Source organism: Xanthomonas sp. LF02-5 (assembly GCF_034105325.1).
Lineage (GTDB): Bacteria > Pseudomonadota > Gammaproteobacteria > Xanthomonadales > Xanthomonadaceae > Xanthomonas_A > Xanthomonas_A sontii.
Genome location: NZ_JAXGGF010000023.1, coordinates 1 through 462 on the forward strand (window position 1 = coordinate 1; position 462 = coordinate 462).

1 protein-coding gene is annotated in these 462 nt (G+C 66.7%); it reads left to right on the plus strand.

From position 1 onward, the window contains the following. A partial coding sequence (locus tag SLW52_RS21065; protein ID WP_320741236.1) for a phosphopantetheine-binding protein occupies nt 1-462 on the plus strand: 462 nt, incomplete at both ends.

The following is a 462-nucleotide window of genomic DNA, read 5'->3' on the forward strand; positions in this document are numbered from 1 at the left end:
ACCTGCAAGGCGGCGCTGGCGCGGGAATTGACCGGCTACATGATGCCCTCGGCCTTCGTGATCCTGGAGCGCCTGCCGATCACCCCCAACGGCAAGATCGACCGTAACGCGCTGCCGGCGCCGCACCTGCGTCTGGACGAGCCGGCGCTCGTGCCACGCTCGCCGTTGGAGGGCGAGCTGCTGAGGATCTGGGCGCGCGTTCTGCAACGCGACGACCTCGGCGTCAATCAGAACTTCTTCGCCATGGGCGGGCATTCGCTCCTTGCGACTCGTCTGGTCATGGACATCAATGCCCAGTTGCAGTCGCGGCTGCGTCTGGCCGATGTCTTCCTGCACCAGACCGTCGCAGAGCAGGCCGACTACGTGCTGAGAAGCGCGACGCAAGCCGGCACCTTGGCCGCGCCGATCGCGGCGCTGCACCAGACGCAGTATCCGTTGTCGCACATGCAGCGCCGCCTGCAT